This window comes from Mesorhizobium shangrilense, from assembly GCF_040537815.1.
In the GTDB taxonomy this organism is placed as follows: Bacteria; Pseudomonadota; Alphaproteobacteria; order Rhizobiales; family Rhizobiaceae; genus Mesorhizobium; species Mesorhizobium shangrilense.
On sequence record NZ_JBEWSZ010000001.1, the window covers coordinates 2933953 to 2949304 of the forward strand.

13 protein-coding genes are annotated in these 15352 nt (G+C 62.1%); 5 read left to right on the forward strand and 8 right to left on the reverse strand.

Annotated elements, in window-relative coordinates; all coding sequences use genetic code 11:
- Positions 1 to 136: 136 nt before the first annotated feature.
- The 6 genes from ABVQ20_RS14595 to ABVQ20_RS14620 all read right to left on the reverse strand — a co-directional run bounded on the left by ABVQ20_RS14595 (position 137) and on the right by ABVQ20_RS14620 (position 7303).
- Positions 137 to 1483: an NAD(P)/FAD-dependent oxidoreductase gene (locus tag ABVQ20_RS14595; RefSeq protein WP_354460218.1), complete on the reverse strand. Its 1347-nt coding sequence runs from the start codon at positions 1481 to 1483 to the stop codon at positions 137 to 139.
- A 375-nt stretch (positions 1484 to 1858) separates the two neighbouring features.
- The gene (locus ABVQ20_RS14600; RefSeq protein WP_354458619.1) at positions 1859 to 2986 is read right to left on the reverse strand and encodes an S-(hydroxymethyl)glutathione dehydrogenase/class III alcohol dehydrogenase; all 1128 of its coding nucleotides are present in this window, start codon (positions 2984 to 2986) and stop codon (positions 1859 to 1861) included.
- 59 nt (positions 2987 to 3045) lie between these two features.
- Entirely contained in the window at positions 3046 to 3696 is a 651-nt protein-coding gene (locus ABVQ20_RS14605) for a glutathione S-transferase family protein (RefSeq protein WP_354460219.1), read from the reverse strand.
- A 10-nt stretch (positions 3697 to 3706) separates the two neighbouring features.
- Positions 3707 to 5473, reverse strand: coding sequence for a Rieske 2Fe-2S domain-containing protein (locus ABVQ20_RS14610; RefSeq protein WP_354460220.1), 1767 nt, complete (start codon positions 5471 to 5473; stop codon positions 3707 to 3709).
- Positions 5474 to 5495: 22 nt separating this feature from the next.
- Positions 5496 to 6401 carry an aromatic ring-hydroxylating dioxygenase subunit alpha gene (locus ABVQ20_RS14615; RefSeq protein WP_354460221.1) on the reverse strand — a complete coding sequence of 302 codons (906 nt, stop codon included), beginning with the start codon at positions 6399 to 6401 and terminating at the stop codon, positions 5496 to 5498.
- Between the two features lie 41 nt (positions 6402 to 6442).
- Positions 6443 to 7303: an aromatic ring-hydroxylating dioxygenase subunit alpha gene (locus ABVQ20_RS14620; protein ID WP_354460222.1), complete on the reverse strand. Its 861-nt coding sequence runs from the start codon at positions 7301 to 7303 to the stop codon at positions 6443 to 6445.
- A 249-nt stretch (positions 7304 to 7552) separates the two neighbouring features.
- On the opposite strand from ABVQ20_RS14620, the gene ABVQ20_RS14625 reads away from it, so the two are divergent.
- From ABVQ20_RS14625 to ABVQ20_RS14645, 5 genes are all read left to right on the forward strand, one after another.
- A complete protein-coding gene (locus ABVQ20_RS14625; protein ID WP_354460223.1) occupies positions 7553 to 8392 on the forward strand; it encodes a GntR family transcriptional regulator in 840 nt (279 codons plus the stop codon).
- Positions 8389 to 9483, forward strand: a complete 1095-nt coding sequence (locus tag ABVQ20_RS14630) for a BMP family ABC transporter substrate-binding protein (protein ID WP_354460224.1) — start codon at positions 8389 to 8391, stop codon at positions 9481 to 9483. The genes ABVQ20_RS14625 and ABVQ20_RS14630 overlap by 4 nt, the downstream gene beginning before the upstream one ends.
- Before the next feature lie 100 nt (positions 9484 to 9583).
- Entirely contained in the window at positions 9584 to 11131 is a 1548-nt protein-coding gene (locus ABVQ20_RS14635) for an ABC transporter ATP-binding protein (RefSeq protein ID WP_354460225.1), read from the forward strand.
- Complete coding sequence (locus ABVQ20_RS14640) at positions 11115 to 12182, forward strand: ABC transporter permease (RefSeq protein ID WP_354460226.1); 1068 nt, start codon at positions 11115 to 11117, stop codon at positions 12180 to 12182. The genes ABVQ20_RS14635 and ABVQ20_RS14640 overlap by 17 nt, the downstream gene beginning before the upstream one ends.
- On the forward strand, positions 12182 to 13102 hold the full coding sequence (locus ABVQ20_RS14645; protein ID WP_354460227.1) for an ABC transporter permease: 921 nt from the start codon (positions 12182 to 12184) through the stop codon (positions 13100 to 13102). The genes ABVQ20_RS14640 and ABVQ20_RS14645 overlap by 1 nt, the downstream gene beginning before the upstream one ends.
- 113 nt (positions 13103 to 13215) lie before the next feature.
- Here ABVQ20_RS14645 and ABVQ20_RS14650 read toward each other — a convergent pair whose 3' ends face one another.
- Together ABVQ20_RS14650 and ABVQ20_RS14655 are read right to left on the reverse strand one after the other, a co-directional pair.
- On the reverse strand, positions 13216 to 14262 hold the full coding sequence (locus ABVQ20_RS14650) for a threonine aldolase family protein (RefSeq protein ID WP_354460228.1): 1047 nt from the start codon (positions 14260 to 14262) through the stop codon (positions 13216 to 13218).
- Positions 14259 to 15338: a succinylglutamate desuccinylase/aspartoacylase family protein gene (locus ABVQ20_RS14655; RefSeq protein ID WP_354460229.1), complete on the reverse strand. Its 1080-nt coding sequence runs from the start codon at positions 15336 to 15338 to the stop codon at positions 14259 to 14261. The genes ABVQ20_RS14650 and ABVQ20_RS14655 overlap by 4 nt, the downstream gene beginning before the upstream one ends.
- Positions 15339 to 15352: the final 14 nt, after the last annotated feature.

The following is a 15352-nucleotide window of genomic DNA, read 5'->3' on the forward strand; positions in this document are numbered from 1 at the left end:
GCCGGCGGCAGACCAGCGGCAAGCTGCGACACGATCTTGCCGGTGACGGCGCCGCCAATGAGGCCATGATGGCCGTGGCCGAAAGCTTAGATGACATTCCTCGCCCGCGACGCCCGGTCGATGGGCCCGTCCGCCTCTAAAGGCTCGGTCCCAGTTGAATCGGGCTGCCGTCGCTGAACCGGGATTGGCGGAACCTATGAAGGTTGTGTCCTGTCTCGTTTCCCTGGACGAGGTCGCACACCACACGGCCCATGCCAGGCCCGATGCCAAAGCCATGACCGCTCATCCCGGTCGCGATAACGAGGCCGGGGATTTCGGCGGCGTGATCAACGACAGGCACAACATCCGGCATCGCATCGATCATGCCCGCCCAGCTCGCCTTGAGCGGCACAGTCTTGAACTGCGGGAAAAGCTCCTTGAACTCGCGGTCGATGTCGCGCAGCGCCGAGGCTTTGGGGGTGGGATCGAGGATGCGCATCCGTTCGAATGGACTCTCCTCGTCCGCGTGCCACTTGCGCGGGGTTGACCAACCATCCGGATACCCTCGCGGCGCGGCCGGCAGGTAGCGCGTGCCAAAAGGATTCGCCATCAGCGCGCTGACATACTTGCTGGCGTGACGAAACGCGTCCGGCCCGACATACAGCTGATTGGCGCCCCCCGATGCAAGCGTGTATCCGCCATCCTGCCTGCGTCGGAATGCGATATGTTCGTCGGCGACCGCACCCGGATGAACTTCGGGCATCGGTTGGGTCGCGGCGACCGTCGCCCTGACGCTGAGCTGCGGGATCGAGATACCGTGCGCGCGCAGGAAGAGCGACGTCCATGCGCCGCTCGCGACCACGACGCTCGACGTGGCGATACGGCCCTTCTCGGTCCAGACGCCGCTGATGCGTCCCGCAGAGACATCAAGCATACGTGCCGCGCAATTCTCCATGATCGTGACGCCCTGCCGGGCAGCCAGGCGCGCAAGCGCGGGAACGGCAACCCAAGGCTCGGCTCGCATGTCCGAGGGGGTTGTCATTGCTCCCTTGAACGAGCGCGCCATTGCCGGGATCAGCCTGGCGGTCTCGCCTTGATCGAGGAGACGTGTGTCGACGTCATGAGCCTGGGCGATCTTCAGGAATTTCGCGAACCCGGCCATCTCCTTGTCCGTGCGCGCAAGATAGGTGACGCCTGTCTGTTTCAACCCTATGTCTTCGCCGCACTCCTCAGCCAGTTGACGCCAGAGGCGTTGCGCTTCGATGACGATCGGCAATTCATCGGCATCGCGGCCCTGTTGCCGGATCCAGCCCCAGTTACGCGAGGATTGCTCGGCGGCGATGCGCCCCTTTTCCAGCAACGTCACCGAGATGTTGCGCCTGGCCAGGAACAGCGCGGTGGTCACGCCGATGACGCCGCCGCCGATGATCACGACGTCAGAGGTCTTCGGCAGCGGCTCCATAAACTGGATTGGAGTGGCTTCGGTGAAAGGAAAAATTGTCAAGGATGCTATCCTGTTTGATATGCCACAGCCGCATCCGGTCAACAGACTTGTCTTGACTGCGAGACCCCCGACGCGTCCGCAGAATGTCGGCGATGCGTGAGGAGATTGATAGCCCATCATCGCTACGTCGACCTGGAGAACCAGAGCACTGATGCAATAAAGTTGTTGACGGCCATCGAAACATCATTCGATGCACAACACGTGAACTTGACGGCAAGGCCGCAAACGCCGTCCAGCGGCACGACCACGGAAGCCTGGTGGATCGACCGGCGGCATGGGCATTCGAATGCCCATGCCGCCGGTCTTACGCCAATGCTGGGGAGACAGAGTATTTTGGGAACACAGGCCTTCAGCGCGGCGTATGGTTGAGCCCGATCAGTAAACCACGACGCTCCGGATCGACTTGCCCTCATGCATGAGGTCAAAACCCTTGTTGATATCCTCGAGCTTGAGCGTGTGGGTGATCATCGGGTCGATCTCGATCTTGCCGTCCATGTACCAGTCGACGATTTTTGGCACATCGGTGCGGCCGCGCGCGCCACCAAAGGCGGTGCCCATCCAGGTCCGCCCGGTGACCAGCTGGAATGGCCGCGTCGAGATCTCCTGGCCAGCCCCGGCAACGCCGATGACCACCGACTTGCCCCAGCCGCGATGCGAGGCTTCCAGCGCCTGCCGCATCACCTTGGTGTTGCCGGTGCAGTCGAAGGTGTAGTCGGCGCCGCCGATCTGGTCGGCGCCGCGCTTGGTCATGTTGACCAGGTAAGGCACGATGTCGCCGTCGATTTCCTTCGGATTGACGAAATGCGTCATGCCGAACTTCTCGCCCCAGGCCTTCTTGTCGTTGTTCAGATCGACGCCGATGATCATGTCGGCGCCGGCAAGCCGCAGCCCCTGGATGACATTCAAGCCGATGCCGCCGAGGCCGAAGACTATCGCTGTCGCGCCGATCTCGACCTTGGCGGTGTTGATGACCGCCCCGATGCCGGTGGTGACGCCGCAGCCGATGTAGCAGATCTTGTCGAAGGGCGCGTCGGGGTTGACCTTGGCCAGCGCGATCTCCGGCAGCACGGTGAAGTTCGAGAAGGTCGAACAGCCCATGTAGTGAAAGATCTTGTCCTTGCCGATCGAGAAGCGCGACGAACCGTCGGGCATCAAGCCCTGGCCCTGCGTGGCGCGGATCGCCGTGCAGAGATTGGTCTTCCGCGACAAACACGACGGACACGAGCGGCATTCGGGCGTGTAGAGCGGGATGACGTGGTCGCCCTTCTTGAGCGAAGTGACACCCTTGCCGACATCGACGACGACGCCGGCGCCCTCATGGCCGAGGATGGCGGGAAACAGGCCTTCGGGATCGGCACCCGACAGCGTGAACTCGTCGGTATGGCAGATGCCGGTGGCCTTGATCTCGACCAGCACCTCGCCTTCGCGCGGACCCTCGAGGTCAACCTCCATGATCTCAAGCGGCTTTCCGGCAGCGACAGCGACTGCGGCGCGGGTTTTCATTTTTTCTCTCCCCAAAAATGGTTTTTGCCGAGCCACGGCTCCGGCTCTCAGTGATCGTCTTAAGCGGCGATCTTGCCGGGGCCGGCCGGGAATACCCCCGACATGACCGTGAACCCCTTGATGCGCTTGACCCGGTCGCACCAGCGGCGGATGGCTGGATAGTCCTGGCGCGGAATGCCGCCCTCCTCCGACAGGATGATGTAGGGAAAGCAGGCGATGTCGGCGATGGTCGGGTGACCAGCCGAACAGATCCAGTCACGGCCCTGCTGCTCGCCAAACCACAGATGCTCGTCGAGGATGCGGAACAGCCGATGCGCGCCGGCGCGCGCGGCCTCGATGTCGACATCATAGAACAGGCCGTCATGCAGGCGGGCCGCCGAGGCGGTTGCGGTGATGCCGTCGGCGAAAGCCAGCCATTGGCTGACCTCGCCAAGCAACGCCGGATTGTCGAGGGGATACCAACTCTTTGACGGATCGTATTTCGACGCGAGATAGACAAGGATCGCCTGCGCGTCGCGCAGCACCAACCCGTCATCGTCGAGCACCGGGAGTTGCCCGAGCGGGTTGAGCTTCAGGAACCATTCGGATTTGTGCTCGCGGCCGGGGTAGAAATCGACCGGCACCGTCTTGTAGTCGATGCCGAGGAAACTCATCAGCAGGCGCAATTTGTAGCAATTGCCGGATAGTTCGTAGTCGTAAAGCGTGATCATCGGCTGCTCCTTAGATGTCGAGCACGAGGCGTGCCGATTTGGCCCGCGAGACACAGGTCATGATCTTGGTCCCCGCCCTTTTCTCGGCATCGTTCAGATAGACGTCCTGGTGGTCCGGCTCACCTTCGATCACGGTCGCCACGCAGGTGCCGCAGGCGCCCTGTTCGCAGGACGATGGCACATCGATGCCGTTCTCGCGCATCACCTGCATGATGGTCTTGCCGGCAGGCACCTTGAGTGTGACGCAGGAGCGCGCCAGGGCCACTTCGAAACTCGAACTGTCGTCGATCTTGTTGGTGTTCTTGAAATATTCGAAATGCACGGCGCCGTCCGGCCAGCCCTGCTCGGCCGCGACCTTGCGGGCGGCTTCCAGCATCGGACCGGGACCGCAGATGTAGACATGCATGCCGTTTCGGTACGGGGAAAGCAGTTCGCGCAGTTTCGCGCCTGTCTGCTCGGGCGTGAGGCCGAGATGCGGCACCAGTGAGCCGCCGAGCCGCTGCAAGCGATCGGAGAAGGCGAGATGGTCTTCGCCTTGCGCGAAATAGTGCAGTTCGTGCGCCAGCTCCTGGTTCTTCAACGCCTGCGCCATGGCCAGCAGCGGCGTGATGCCGATGCCGCCGGCGACGAACAGCGTCTTGATCGCGTCGCGGCGCAGCGGAAAATTGTTGCGCGGCTCGGAAATCGCCAGCACGTCGCCTTCACGCACGCTCTCGTGCATGCATTTCGAGCCGCCTTTCGAATCCCTCTCCAGCTTGACGCCGATGGTAAAGCTGTCGGTCTCGCCAGGGCCGTTGATGATCGAATATTGCCGCACCTCGCCATTGGGCATGTGGACATCGATATGGGCGCCCGGTTGGAAGGTGGGCAGAAGGCCCTTGATCGGGCGAAGCTCGAACCCGGCTATGCCGTCGGCCGCCTGCCATTTGCGTGCCACCGTGACGCGCAGCGCAGCCTTGCGGCCATGCGTCGTCAGTTCCGGCATCTCGGCGAGTTCGGCTGAGACCTTTTCGTAGACAGGTTCGATCGGCGCGGGCACGGCCGCGTTTGCCGCCTCACGCTCCGCCGCATCGCGCAGCTTGCCAAGCCGCTCATTGTGGTGGCGCAGGACGGCGATACGCGCGGCTCCTTCGATATCCCCGTCGAGCACGCCGCGAATGACCGAACGGTTGGAATCGACCGGCTGGACGAAGAAGACGCCATGCGTCTCCTCGCTGCCGGCACGCGAGCGCAGCGCCACGGCAAAGTCCTGCACGGCTTCGACCATCATCTCGGCACCGTTGCCCTCGACAGCCCCGCTGGGCCGGAAACGATAGGCCTTCAGCCTCTCCACCACCTTGTCGGCGGGCGCATTGACCGGGATGCCGCGCAAGGCGAGCAGCTGGCCTTCCGGCAGTCCGGCGACATCGGGAACCTCGCCCTGCGGTTCCTCGGACGACCAGACGAGGCCATAGCGTTCCACCGCCGGAAAGGTGCGGTTGGTGATGGTACGCGCCGGCGCGTCGGCCGGGTGGGCGGGGATATAGGTACAGCCGGCGGTGCGGTTCGAATAGCGCCAGCCATGGTACTGGCACTTCAGCTCGCGGCCGTCGTTGATACCGATCGACAGCCTGACGCCACGATGCAGGCAGCGGTTCTCCCAGATGTTGACGTAACCGTCATCGGCACGCCAGACGGCAAATTCCCGGCCCAGCAACTGGCCATGGAAAACGTGGCGGTAAGGCAAATCATGGGCAGCGGCGATCGGATGCCACCGGCTTCTGGTGTCTTGCAACATTTCGTCGTCTCCAAAAATCTTGTCAGGCCGCAACCGGGATGACGCCGTAGGTCACGCCCTTCTGGCTGAGCCAGCGCCGGTAGGCGATGGCCGACTTGTCGGCCCGGATCGGTGTTTCAGCGCGCGGGTCCAGCGGCAGGCGCTTTGGCACCTGGTTCTCCAGGATCGGCTTGTCCTGTCCGAAGATGGTCTGTTGAAAGCGCTTGATGACCTTGTCTTCATTGTCCTCGTCGAGCACGCAAAGCAGCATGTGGGCGCGCACATGCTCCTGGTCGACCGGCTGCAGGAAGATGGCGATGACATCGAGCCGGGTCTCGTCGACCGGGTTCGATTTGTAGAGCACCGAACAATAGGGGTGCGGCACGCGGTAGACATAGTCCACGTCCGCGCCGCCATCCGAAACCGTCGAAGCCATCGGCTGGAAGAAGCGGCAACGCGTGGCCAGGATCTCGTCGCGATCGACGGAGATCTCGACGTCGTATTCCTTGACCTCGGTATGCGGTTCGACGCCGAGGATGTCGGTGTGCACGTAGGGAAAATGGCCCATGTCGAGAAAGTTCTCGATGGCGCGTGGCGCGGAGACATTGACGCCAAAGGTCGCCGCATTGAGCTTGCGGCGGTCCGGCTCTTCATATTCCGGGATCGGGAACAGCTCGGCCGGCGGCGAGCCGAGCGACGTCCAGACATAGCCATAGGCGCTCTTGGCCGGCAGTGTTTCACGGACTGACGCAGGATCGATCCGTTCCCCTGGCCGCAGGTCGGACCGCGATTTCCAGACACTGACGGCGCCGTTCGCGTCTACCGCAAAGCTGACCCGCTCCCCGAGCAGAATTGTCTCCACGACACTGTTGGGGGTCGTCTCGGCAATGGCGCCGATCGGATGCCAGAGATTGAGAATGACCGGGTCTGAACATTTCGTCTGTATCATTTTCATATCCTTCGAAGGAGCCAAGGCCAGCATCGATCCTGTCAGGCCTGGGCCGGAATGGCGCCGTAGGTTATGGCGCGCTCGCGCAGCCAGCGCCGGTAGGAAACAGAGACGGCATCGGCCCGGATCGGCGTTTCGGCGCGCGGGTCGAGCGGCAGCCGTCGCGGCACCTGGTTTTCCAGGATCGGCTTGTCCTGGGCGAAGATCAGCTGCATGAAGCTGCGGACCGTCGCCGCGTCGATGCCGTCCTTGAGATAGCAAAGAAAAGGGTGCGCGATACAGTTATCCTCGTCGACCGGCTGCACGAACAGGGTAATGACGTCGAGCCGGTCTTTCTGGATCGGATTGCTCTTGTAGAGGGCCACGGTGTACGGCCTGATCACCTTGTATATGTAGTCTACGACAAAGCCTTCCCTGGCGGTCGGCGAGGCGAGCGGCTGATAGAATTTGCATTCGGTCGCCAGCACCTCGTCCTTATCGGTGATCTCGACCTTGTACGGCACCACTTCGGTGTGCGGCTCATCCCCCAGCAGGCCGGTGTGCACAAAGGGAAAATGCCCCATGTCGAGAAAGTTCTCGACGGCACGCAACCCCGAAACCTTGACCGCGATCGAGCCGCCGGTGACCAGATGCCGGTCCGCCTCGTTCGACTCCGGGATATAGATGATGTCCTGCCAGGGCTTGCCAAGGCACGCCCAGACAAAGCCGTAGCGCTCGGCCGAACTGACCTGTTCGCCGGTGTCCTGGCGGACGATCTCGTTGTTGTAGCGCCCCTTGCAGGTGACCGAGAGATCGACACCCAGAAGCCGTGTAGAGAACGGAGCGCCAGCGGAAAGCATCGAGCAATCCACAACAATATGCCAGTCGTTCAGGAGAGCCCTGTCACCGCAAGGACCTGTCATTGCAATTGTCCTCCCTGGCCGGCTCTTCACCCTGAACCCGGCTTGGTAAGCGTCGCTATTGCAAACACAAGATTGGATATCAATCAATGCATTTTTTGTATCCAATGAATGTTTTTTGGTTGACAGATTGAAAGGATTGCATCCCATATATGCCACACCGCAACCTGGGATATGGGGCGCTGGAATGGTGTCGATGATCGACAGTGACATTGCGAAAGGCGCGCCGGAAATCCAGCGCGATCCCGCCTCGTGAGCAGCCGTTCCCAGTCGATCGCCGACACGCTGACACGCGCCGTCATTGACCACCGGCTCGTCCCCGGCTGCAAGCTCGGCGAACGCGAACTCGCTGAAATATTCGACGTCAGCCGCATCGTCGTCCGCCAGGCCTTGATACGGCTCGCCGATGACGGACTGGCCCAGATCGAGCGCAATCGTGGTGCCTTCGTCGCCAAGCCGAGCATGCAGGAGGCGATGGAAATCTACGACGCACTGACGCTTGTCGAGCAGGGCGTGGCTGCGCAGCTCAGCGATCGGCTGGGTCCTGCCGGTTGGGCCGAACTACGCCACCATGTCGAACGGCAGCGGCAGGCAGTGGCGGCCGGCAACGACGCCCTGGCCGACGTGCTCGGCCAGGAGTTCCACACGGTGTTCGTCCGCCTCAGCCGCAACAAGGTGATGCAGGAGATCCATGCGCAGCTTGTGCGCCGCACGACGTTGCTGCGCTCTCTGATCACCGCTGACTTCGATTATTGCAATCTGCTGGACGACCACTCGCGGGTTGTCGACCTTCTGGAAAAAGGCCGCCTGAAACAGGCGATGGACCTCATCGACACCCATCACCGTTCGGTGGTGCGCGGCTATATCATGGACCGCGACGTGTTCCCGGAAATGACGCCCGCCGAGGCGCTTGCCCCCTATCTCGACGGCACGGCCGATGCGGCCACGACAGCGGTTCCGCTCAGAAGGATGGCAAAGTCATCGGGCAATGGGGACGCGGCAGCGCATGTCCACGTCCATCTTCCAAAAACAGACCCGGCACCCGCAAGCCGGGCATCAGGCAAAAAAACCAACAGAGGGTTACCATCATGAACGACGTAACAAGACGCGATTTCCTGAAATACAGCGGTGCGATCGGTGCGGCACTTGGCACTGGCAGTCTGAGCACGGTCGCGCAAGCACAGGAGGTGCTGAAGATCGGCGCCGTCTACGTCTCGCCGGTCGCCGAGATCGGCTGGACCAAGCAGCACAGCCTCGGCGTCGAGGCGATCAAGGCCGCGTTCGGCGACAAGGTCGAACTCACCGTCATCGACAATATCTTCATGCCGCAGGACGCCGAGCGCATCTTCCGCGAACTGGCCAGCGCCGGCAACAAGCTGATCTTCGGCACCAGCTTCTCGCACGGAACGCCAATGCAGAAAGTGGCGCCGCGGTTTCCCAAGGTGGCCTTCGAACATTGCTCCGGCATCGTCCATCTCGCCAATCTCGGCACTTTCGAAGCCAAATATTACGAAGGTACTTTCGTCGCCGGGGCGGCGGGCGCCTATGTGTCGAAAGCCGGCAAGATCGGCTTCATCGGCGGCTTTCCAATCCCCGACATCGTCGGCCCGGCCAACGCGCTGCTGCTTGGCGCGCAAAGCGTCAACCCGAACGCCACCTGCAACGCGATCTTCCTGAATTCCTGGTTCGATCCGGGCAAGGAAAAGGAGGCCGCCAAGACGCTGATTTCGCAAGGCTGCGACGTCATCTGCTCGATGACGGACACGGCAACCGGGGTCCAGGTCGCCGGCGAAGGCGGCGCATGGTCGATCGGCTATGCCAGCGACATGGCGAAGTTCGGCTCGGGCAAGCAGCTGACGTCGTTCGTTCTCGACTGGACCAGCGACTATGTCGGCGCGGCCAAGGCCGTCGCTGCCGGCACATGGAAGCCGGAAGTGCGATGGGACGGACTGGCGGGCGGCGTGGTCAAGATGGCGCCCTACAATGAAGGCATTCCCGCCGATGCCAAAGCCAAGCTGAAGCAGCTCGAGGCCGATATCGGCAGTGGCAAGGTGCACCCCTATGCCGGCGAGTTGAAGGACCAGGACGGCAAGGTCAAGGTCGCCGCCGGTTCTGTTCTGGCCGATAACGACATTCGCGGCATGAACTGGTTCGTGAAGGGGATGATCGGCAAGCTGAGCTGATCGCCCATCGAAGAGCCAGCCGGCGCCGAAGCTGAGATGCTTCGGCGCCTGCCAGCTTGCGCCTCGTCCAACCTCGCTTCATGCCACGGCAGGACCCGCCATGCACCCGCGTCTAGAACTGTGCAACATCTGCAAACGCTATCCGGGCGTCGTCGCCAACGACGACGTTTCGCTGTCGATCCAGCCCGGCGAGATCCACGCTGTGCTCGGCGAGAATGGCGCCGGCAAATCCACGCTGATGAAGATCATCTACGGCGCGGCGCAAGCCGATTCCGGGGAAATCTTCAGCGATGGCAATCCGATCGTCGCTCACAATCCAGCGGTTTCGCGCGCGCTCGGCATCGAGATGGTCTACCAGCACTTCGCGCTGTTTGAATCCGTGTCGGTGGTCGAGAACATCGCCCTGTCGACGAGCAGCGGATTTCATCTTCCCTCGCTTGCCGACAAGATCCGGGACCTCTCCCTGCGCTACGGCATGCCCATCGATCCGCATCGCCAGGTGCACGATTTGTCGGTCGGCGAGCGCCAGCGCGTCGAGATCGTACGTTGCCTGCTGCAGGCGCCAAAACTGCTGATCCTCGACGAACCGACGTCCGTGTTGACGCCACAGGCGGTGGTCAAGCTGTTCGAGACGCTCCGGCAACTGGCCGCCGAGGGCTGCAGCATCGTCTATATCAGCCACAAGCTCGACGAGGTGCAGGCGCTCTGCGACACCGCCACCGTGCTACGCAACGGCAAGGTCACCGGTACTGCTCGCCCCAAGGAGACGACATCGCTGGAGCTTGCCCGCATGATGGTCGGCTCCAAGCTGCCTGAAATGCAGGTCAGCCCGCCGGCGCCGAGCGACAGGCCGGTGCTCGAGGTCAAGGGCCTTTCGGTCAAGGCCGTCGATCATTTCGGCGTCGACCTGAAGGATGTTTCGTTCAATGTGCATGGCGGGGAGATCGTGGGCCTTGCCGGTGTATCCGGAAACGGCCAGGCCGAGCTCATCGCCCTGCTCAGCGGTGAACGCACCCACGAGCGCGCCGATGCGATCAGGATTTGCGGAACCGACGCCGCCCGCTTACGCCCCCAGGAACGCCGCAAACTCGGCGTCGCCTTCGTTCCGGAAGAACGGCTCGGACGTGGTGCGGTGCCATCGCACACGCTGTGGGAGAATGCCGTGTTGACGGCGCACCGCTTCGGCACGGTGCGCAAGGGACTGATCGACCGCGGCAAGGCCAAGGCTTTCGCCACCGGCATTATCGACAGGTTCAAGGTCAAGGCCAACGGAGCGCAATCGACCGCGCAAAGCCTGTCGGGCGGCAATCTGCAGAAGTTCATCGTCGGACGCGAGATCGCGCTGAAACCAAAACTGTTTCTGGTGTCGCAGCCGACCTGGGGCGTCGATGTCGGCGCATCCGCCTTCATCCGCCAGACCATCATCGATCTCAGTCGCGCAGGGGCTGCCGTATTCGTCGTTTCCGAAGAACTCGACGAACTGTTCGAGATCTGCGACCGGCTGCTGGTCATCTGCCAGGGAAAGGTGTCTCCGCCACTTATCCGCACGACCGCCGACCGCGAGGAAATCGGGCTTCTTATGACCGGCCAAGGCATGGGCGAAGGCGTATCGGCGAACAGGGGTGGCAGCGTTGCATTTCAGGATTGAACAACGACCGGAGCCTTCCGCGCCGATGCGCATCGCCGCGCCGGTTTTGGCGACGGCGCTGACGGTCATCGTCGGCTCGATTTTCTTCGCCTCGCTCGGACATGATCCGCTGGCCACGCTCTACGCGTTCTTCGTCGAACCGCTCAGCTCGATGAACGGACTGTCGGAATGGCTGCTCAAGGCCTCGCCGCTGATCCTCATCGCCTGTGGGCTGGCGGTCGGTTTCCGCGCCAATGTCTGGAACATCGGCGCCGAGGGCCAGTTCACGATGGGTGCGATTGCCGCCAGCGGCGTCGGGCTGTTCTGGCCGAACCCGGAGAGCGTGTTGCTGTTGCCCTTGATGTTCGTGGCGGGCATGGGCGCGGGCATGGCGTGGGCCGCAATCCCCGCGTTCCTGCGCGCCCGCATGAACACCAACGAAATCCTCGTCACCTTGATGATGACCTATATCGCAACGCTGTTCCTGTCCTATCTCGTGCATGGACCGTGGCGCGATCCGGCGGGCTTCAACTATCCGCAGACGGCCATGCTGCCCACCGCCGCGCTGCTGCAATCCTTTGACCCGGCCTACCGGCTCAATTCCTCGATCTTCATCACCGTTATCGCCGTCATCGCGATGTGGCTGTTCACCGACCGCAGCTTCCTCGGCTACAAGATGTCGGTGAGTGGTGCCGCACCGCTCGCCGCACGTTATGCAGGGTTTCGCGAGTCGGCAGCGGTCTGGATCGGCCTGCTGGCCGGAGGCGCGGCAGCCGGGATCGCCGGCATGGCCGAAGCCGCCGGGCCGCTCGGCCAGCTCTCGCCGCAGATATCGCCGGGTTATGGCTTCGCTGCCATCATCGTTGCCTTCATCGGGCGCCTGAACGCCTTTGGCATCGTGCTCGGCGGGCTGTTGATGTCGCTGCTGTTTCTTGGTGGCGAAGGCGTGCAGATGACGCTCGGCCTGCCCTCGGCGCTGACGCGGATCTTCCAGGGAATCCTGCTGTTCTTCCTGCTCGCCGCCGACTTCTTCATTTTCTATCGCATTCGCCTGGTCCGGGAGAAAGCCTGATGGATCTGTTCATTGCCATCTTCACCGGCACCGTCATTGCCGCGACGCCCTTGATCTTCGCGGCACTTGGCGAACTCGTGGTCGAGAAATCCGGCGTTCTCAATCTCGGCATCGAAGGCATGATGCTGATGGGAGCAGCCCTTGCATTCTGGGCGGTCACCGCAGGCTATTCGATGCCGGTCGCGATCATGGCCGGGGCGCTGGCGGGTGCCGCCGCATCCCTACTGTTCGGCGTTCTGGCGCTGACCTTCCTGACCAATCAATATGCCGCCGGCCTGGCACTGGCGATCTTCGGCTCAGGTGTCTCGGCCTTCCTCGGGCGCGGTTTCGGCAGTGATCCGATCGAGGCATTGCATCGCGTCGACATACCCCTGCTGTCCGATTTGCCGGTGGTTGGTCCGCTGCTGTTTCGCTTCGACCCGATGGTCTACCTGGCCTTGCTGATGTTTGTCGCCATCAGCTGGTTTCTCTACCGGACCAAGGCTGGACTGGTCCTGCGCACGATCGGTGAGTCGCCACAGACGTCGCATGCGATCGGCTACCCTGTGATCAGGATCCGCTACATGGCCGTGCTGTTTGGCGGGCTGATGGCGGGGCTGGCGGGCGCCTATCTGTCGGTCGCCTACACGCCGCTCTGGGTCGAGAACATGACCGCCGGCAAAGGCTGGATCGCATTGGCGCTGGTGGTTTTCGCCACATGGCGGCCGCTGCGCATCCTGCTTGGCGCCTGGCTGTTCGGCGGCATGACGATCCTGCAGTTGCAAGGACAGGCACTGGGGCTGGAAGTGCCGTCCGAGCTGCTGTCTGCCCTGCCCTATCTGGCAACCATCATCGTGCTGGTGCTCATCTCACGCAACCGCCAGATGCTGGCGCTGCATTTCCCGGCCTCGCTTGCAAAACCGTTCCGCCCTGCAAGCTAGGTTCGGTGAGCGATAGCGGTTGGATCAGACCCGTGCTCGAAGGGCGCAGGCGTCCCCCCGTGCGGCTTGCTGAAGCGGGCCCGACGCATAGCGATACCGGGTAACCCAACACGTCATCCAGATAATACGACGCATCTAATAATCGCGTCAGCCAGCCTTTCAACATCTTCCGGCTTTGTAGCATAAGACGTAACAAATCTGGCGACCGCACCCTCGATCTCATCTTCTATCAGATAGAATTTGTACCCGAGCTCTCGAAGATGTTCATATGTGCTCATCCCCGCCTTCAGAAAAACCATGTTGGTCTGCACAGGGTAACAAGGTGACACCAGGCCGCTTTCCGAGAGCGTGTTTCCCAACAGGCGCGCCATCGCGTTTGCATCCCGAGCCGTCTCTTGCCAAAGATCATCACCGAAATAGGCCTCGAGCTGAACCGCCAGAAACCACAAGCGGGATGCCAGGTGGCCCGAGCGCTTCATCAGCCGTTTGAAATCAACAGCCATTTCGCGGTCGAAGAACACCACAACCTCGGCACCGATTGCGCCGCCCTTCGTGCCTCCGAGACATAGGACATCGACCCCGGCGCGCCAGGTAAGCTCGGCGGGTGTCGAACCGGACGCGACGACGACATTGGCGAAGCGGGTGCCGTCCATATGCACCGCGGCGCCATTGTCCTTGGCCCAGCCCGCCAGCCGCAGCACCTCGTCTGCGCAGTAATATGTCCCAACTTCTGTCGCCTGACTGAGCGAGAGCGCCGTCGTGCGCAGTTGATGCACATCATCGAGAGGTCCGAAGCCACGGATGCAAGTGTCCGCTTCCAGTTTTCCATCCTTGCCCTCAAGGGCCTTCAGTCGGTTCCCCTGGCTGTGGAATTCCACGGCTCCGCACTCGTCGACATGGATATGCGAGGATCTGTGGCAAAGAATCTGACCGAAACGTCCCGATATCTGCGCGAGAGCAAGCGCGTTCGCCGCCGTTCCCGTCAGGATCGGAAATGCCGCAACGTCGTGCTCGAATATAACGGCTAGTCTTTGCTCCAAACGCCCAGTGGCCTGGTCGTCAGCGTAGGCGTCCATCCACAGGCCGCCGCTACGGATGGCTGTATCAAGAATTTGCGGGAGCGGCGGAGCCACATTATCGGATCGAAAATCCCTGTTCATTCCGCGGCCAGGATTTCATCACGCGAAACATCGGCAAGCAGATGACCAAGGCAGTCACCCCTGCGAACCCTTCCGATTGCCCTGCCGCAAATCCAGGTTCCGGACGCGGGGAACAGGACTTTCGTGCCGGGTTGTGCGGGGGTTTCAGGGTTGAGAATTGTGCCCGAGAGGTCGCCCTTTGCGACCTCGTCGCCCAAGGCCGCGGCCGGCTCAAAGATTCCGTCGCGATCGGCATAGAAATAGTGCTGTGGGCTGGCGCGCATCAGCCGGCTTTCGCTCTCGTCCTTCCATTCGTTGGCCAGCGGAAGAATTTTCAGGTGTGACATCAGCCGGTATATCGCGCGCTCTGCCACCCTGGTGGCCTGCATGGAAACTCTGCCACCGCCACCGAATTCGCCACTGAGATAGACAACGCCGCTGCGGTACGCGGCGCGGCCGGCCTCCGGCCCCTGGGGGATACCCTGGTGAACCCAGGCGATGGGCGCATTCATGAATTCAAGCGCCTCGAGCGTGCGTGCCGCCTTGCTGGGATCACCAGACACATTCGCATAGGTGCACGGTACATATTCCAGGGAGCTGCCGCCCGAATGGAAGTCGAAGAAGACGTCACACATCGGCAGGATGGTGTTTGCGATATAGTCGGCGATCCGGGATGTGGGGTTGTCGGAAAACGTATCGCCAAAGCAGCGGTTCAGGTTGCCACCATCAAGCGGCGACACGCGCGATCCCTCCATCGCGGCCGGAAGATTCACCGCAGGCAACACGATGATGCGACCCGACACCGCGTCCGCATCCAGGCTCTGGATCAGGCGGGTCAGGATTGCCTGACCCTCATATTCATCTCCATGCGACCCGGCCATCAACAGCAGCGTTGGCCCGCTTCCGTTCTTGAAGAGCGAGACCGGGATCGGAACGATCCCGTAAGCGGAACGATGGACGGAATGTTCCAGGTTCAGGAAAGTATCCTGCCGTCCATCGCGATTCCAGTCGATGTCCGTCCACAGCGGCGACAATGACAAATTTTCCTCCTGCTCAACGAGATCGGTCATGGAGAGCGGGATTGCCCGGCTCTCCATGAATTCGTCCATCA